This window comes from Streptomyces sp. BBFR25, from assembly GCF_044590125.1.
In the GTDB taxonomy this organism is placed as follows: domain Bacteria; phylum Actinomycetota; class Actinomycetes; order Streptomycetales; family Streptomycetaceae; genus Streptomyces; species Streptomyces canus_D.
This window is the reverse complement of the sequence record NZ_CP172447.1, coordinates 6,858,143-6,862,142: the sequence shown is the minus strand read 5'-3', so window position 1 is coordinate 6,862,142 and position 4,000 is coordinate 6,858,143. Positions and strand designations below refer to the sequence as shown.

Genomic DNA, 4,000 nt, shown 5'->3' with positions numbered 1-4,000 from the left:
GTGAGTCCCGTCTCAGCGCGGGGCGGCCCGGCCCCCGGGGTGCTCGCGCAGGAAGTTCAGCGCGAGTTCGCCCAGTCGGCCGCCCAACTTGAAGAGTGAGATGTGATCGCCGGTCGGCTCGACGCTGAGCGTCGCGTTGGGCAGCCTCCGGGCCACCTCGGCCGACCCGAGCGGATTGGCCGTGGTGTCGTCCTCGCTGGTGACCACCAGCGTGGGGTGGTCGACGCCGACCAGCAGCGGGTTGACGTCGATGTCGGTGATCGCGCCGTTCACACGGCAGTAGCGGTAGAACAGTTCGGGGGTGGCGAACGGGTAGAGCACGAGGTGCGCGAGGTCGGGCGGGGTGCCGCCGAGCATGGTGCCCAGGAAGACCGCGTGCACGGCGGTGGCGGTGGCGCGGTCCTCGGCGGCCATCGCCATCAGGGCCTGGATGTTGCGGTGGTGGTCCAGCTTCGGCGATTGCGGCCCCAGCTCGTACGCGCCGTGCCAGAGGCTGAGCGAGTCGATCCGCTCCGGGCTGCGGCGGGCCGCGGCGAGCGCGATCACGCTGCCGCCGCAGAAGCCCAGCAGGTGGGCCGAGCGGATGCCGAGGTGGTCCATGACCGCGAAGACGTCCTCGGCCTGGGCCCCGGTGTCCCACTCCAGTTTGTCGAAGTCGGGTTCGTCGGCGAACAGGCCGCGGGTCTCCCAGGTGACGACGCGGTACTCGTTGCCCAGCAACTCCAGCCAGCCAACGCACAGTTCGGCCGGCATCCCGCAGGCGGAGGCGATCAGGACCGCGGGCGCGTCCGGGTCGCCCGCCGTGTAGACGGGCAGCCGGGCGCCATCGGGGGCGACGGCGTCGTGGTCGGTTCGGAACCTGTCGAAGGATGCGGCGGCCACCCGGTCGGCGATCCCGCTGATCTCGTCGGGGCCGTCCGGGAGGTCGTCCAGCTCGGACCGGCCCAGGGCCGGTCCGAGCCGTTCGCCGATGATCCGTTCGAAGACGCCGCTCTCCCCGTCCGGGGCGGCCGGCCCGACCGCCAGCGGGACGCCGAGCCGTTCGGCGAGCGCGGCCAGCAGTTCGGCGCGCGGGCCGGCCGGCACGGTCACCCGGGCGGGCGGGTCGAGGCGCGCGGCCAGCGCCCGCACACCGTGCACCGCCTCGGCGAGTGCCGTCGCGGCGGCCCGGGCCTGGTGCTCCGTCATCGGCTCGTACGCCTTCCGGTCGGTTTCGGTCGGTGTCAGCGGGTGGTGAACGGGTGGCCGAGGGTGGTCCGGGTGGCCATCCGGTTGTGGTCGTACCGGTTCTCGCCGCCGACCAGTACGGCGCCGTAGCGCTCCAGCGAGACCGTGCCCCCGTACTCCTCGATCTGCTCGGTGTCGGGGTAGACCCGTACCGAGGTCGGCACGTACCGGCCGGCGAAGCCCAGGCGCATCTCGTCGGTCTTGCCGCTGTGCGGCAAGGAGGCGTGCATCAGGGTCGACCAGAACATGATCGCCTCGCCGGGGCGCATCACCATCGACACCGCCTGCGACTCGTCGGGCTTGAAGTCGGCGTCGACCTGCAGCTCGCGGTAGTCGTAGCCGAAGAAGCCGCGGCGGACGCCGCCCTTGTCCACCTGGTTGATGGAGTCCGGGCTGTAGTGCATCTTCTTGGTCTCGTCGTAGTTCATCCGGGTGTGGCTGCCGGGGATGAACTGCAGGCAGCCGGTGTCCTCGTTGGCCTCCGTGAAGGCCGTCCACACCGTGATGGTGCCGCCGAAGTCCTTGTGCTCGTCGGGCCACAGGATCTGCGGCACACCGGAGGCGTTGGCGAAGGTGTCGGCCTGGTGCCAGTCGGTGCCCTCGTCGCCCGGGTACTTGGGGAAGAACTCGCTGCGCCAGCACAGCACGTCGGGTCCGAGCACGCCGGCCACGCGGTCGACGATCTCCGGCCGGCAGATGTGGTCCGCGAGGAACTCCGAGTCCAGGTGCCGGTCGTAGTTGGAGATGTTGGTGTTGCCGGACTGCGCCGCCTCGTCCTGGTAGACCGCGTTGCTGCGGTCCATCAGCCGCAACCGCTCCACCCGCCAGCGGCGCTGCATCTCCTCGATCTCGTACACCTTGAACGGGCCGAAGTAGCCGCGCTCTTGGAAGCTCGCGCGCTCCTCGGGCGTCAGCGTGAAGCCGCTGGTCACTTCAGGCACGGTGATGCTCCTCTCGTCACTCACTTCGAGTCCTGCGCGTCCACGCAGGCGGACAGGTTGCGGACGGTCGCCGCGTCGAGTTCGGCGCCGGTCAGGGACAGCTTCCAGCGGCGGTTGACGGAGGCGATCACCCGCATGAACGCCAGCGAGGTGGCGCCGTTCTCGAACAGGTCGTCGTCGAGGCCGATGCCCGGCCGGGCCAGCACCTCGGTGACGATCGCGTCGACCTGCTGCTGCGTGGGCGTCAGCTCCGCCCCGCCGCCCACCGGTCCGGCCGGAGCCTGCCGGTGCGGCAGGGCGGGCAGCGCCGAGCGGTCGACCTTGCCCTGCGCGGTGATGGGCACCTCGGTGATCAGCCGGTACGCGGAGGGCCGCATGTGCTCGGGAAGCGTGTCCGCGGCCCGGGCGGACACCTCGGCGACCAGCCGGCCCAGCGCCGCGTCGTCGATCTCGGCGTCCGGCGGCGGCACCAGGTAGGCCGTCAGGCGGACGTCGCCCTCGCCGTGGTCCTGCGGGACGACGATCGCCGAGGCGAGCCTCGGGTGGTCGGCGAGCAGCGCCTCGATCTCGCCGGGTTCGATCCGGAAACCGCGGATCTTGATCTGGTCGTCGGCCCGGCCGACGTACAGGTACTCGCCCTCGGCGGTGCGCACCGCGCGGTCGCCCGAGCGGTACAGGCGCACCGCGTCGGCGCCGGTGCCGACGGTGCGGAACCGCTCGGCGGTCAGTTCGGGGCGCCGGTGGTAGCCGCGGGCCACGCCGGTGCCGCCGACGTACAGCTCACCGGGGGTGCCGTCGGCGACGGGGGCGCCGTGCTCGTCGAGCAGGTGCAGGGTGACTTCGGGCAGCGGGCGGCCGATGGGGCTGACGCCGGGCTCGTCGAGGTCGGCCCTGGTGATCGCACGGGCCGTCACGTGGACCGTGGTCTCGGTGATGCCGTACATGTTGACCAGCGCCGGGCGTTCGTCGCCGTAGCGGGCGAACCAGGGCTCCAGCAGCTTCACGTCCAGGCGCTCCCCGCCGAACACCACCAGGCGCAGCGCGGGCAGCGTCGCGGTGGTCGCGCCCGCCAGGCGGCGGAAGGCGGACGGGGTCTGGTTGAGCACCGTGACGCCCTCGTCCGCGAGCAGCTTGTGCAGCAGCCCCGGGGAGCGGACGGTCTCGGTGCCGGCCACCACCAGGCGGCCGCCGTGCAGCAGCGCGCCCCACAGCTCCCAGACCGAGAAGTCGAAGCTGATCGAGTGGAACAGCGTCCACACGTCGTCGGCGCGGTGGTCGACCAGCTCGGCGGTCTGCTCGAACAACCGCACCACGTTGCGGTGCTCGACCAGCACGCCCTTGGGGACGCCGGTCGAACCAGAGGTGTAGATGACGTACGCGAGGTCGCTGTCCCGGGACTCCTCGACCGCGGCGGGCGCTGCCGGCGCCTCGGTGTCGCGGTCGAGCCAGACCACCGGGACGGCAGCGTCCGTGAGGCGCTCGGCGACCCGGGACACCGAGACCACCGCGGAGACCTGGCTGTCGTCGAGCAGAAAGGCGACCCGGTCGGCGGGGTAGGCCGGGTCGACGGGCACGTACGCGGCCCCCGCCTTGAGTATGCCGAGCAGGCCGACCACCAGGTCGGCGCTGCGGTCGACGCACAGACCGATCAGCCGGCCGGGGCCGGCGCCGCCCGCCCGCAGCCGGGCGGCCACCGCGTCGGACTCGTCGTCGAGTGCGCGGTAGGTGAGGGTGCGGTCAGTCCCGCTCACCGCCACGCGGTCCGGTGTCCTGGCGGCCTGGACTGCGAAGAGTTGGTGCAGCGTCTTGCCGGAAACCATGGCGGATCTCCC

Annotated in this window: 3 protein-coding genes; all 3 read right to left on the bottom strand. The window is 72.1% G+C overall.

The annotated features are described in order from the left end of the window. Positions 1–12: 12 nt before the first annotated feature. Genes ACGH52_RS31255 through ACGH52_RS31245 form a run of 3 tightly spaced genes read right to left on the bottom strand, consistent with a single transcriptional unit; the run spans position 13 to position 3,988 of the window. Positions 13–1,188, bottom strand: coding sequence for an alpha/beta fold hydrolase (locus ACGH52_RS31255; protein ID WP_210974913.1), 1,176 nt, complete (start codon positions 1,186–1,188; stop codon positions 13–15). Between the two features lie 35 nt (positions 1,189–1,223). After that, positions 1,224–2,168, bottom strand: a complete 945-nt coding sequence (locus ACGH52_RS31250) for a chlorinating enzyme (RefSeq protein ID WP_198538661.1) — start codon at positions 2,166–2,168, stop codon at positions 1,224–1,226. 20 nt (positions 2,169–2,188) lie between these two features. Next, positions 2,189–3,988, bottom strand: a complete 1,800-nt coding sequence (locus ACGH52_RS31245) for an amino acid adenylation domain-containing protein (RefSeq protein ID WP_210974914.1) — start codon at positions 3,986–3,988, stop codon at positions 2,189–2,191. Positions 3,989–4,000: the final 12 nt, after the last annotated feature.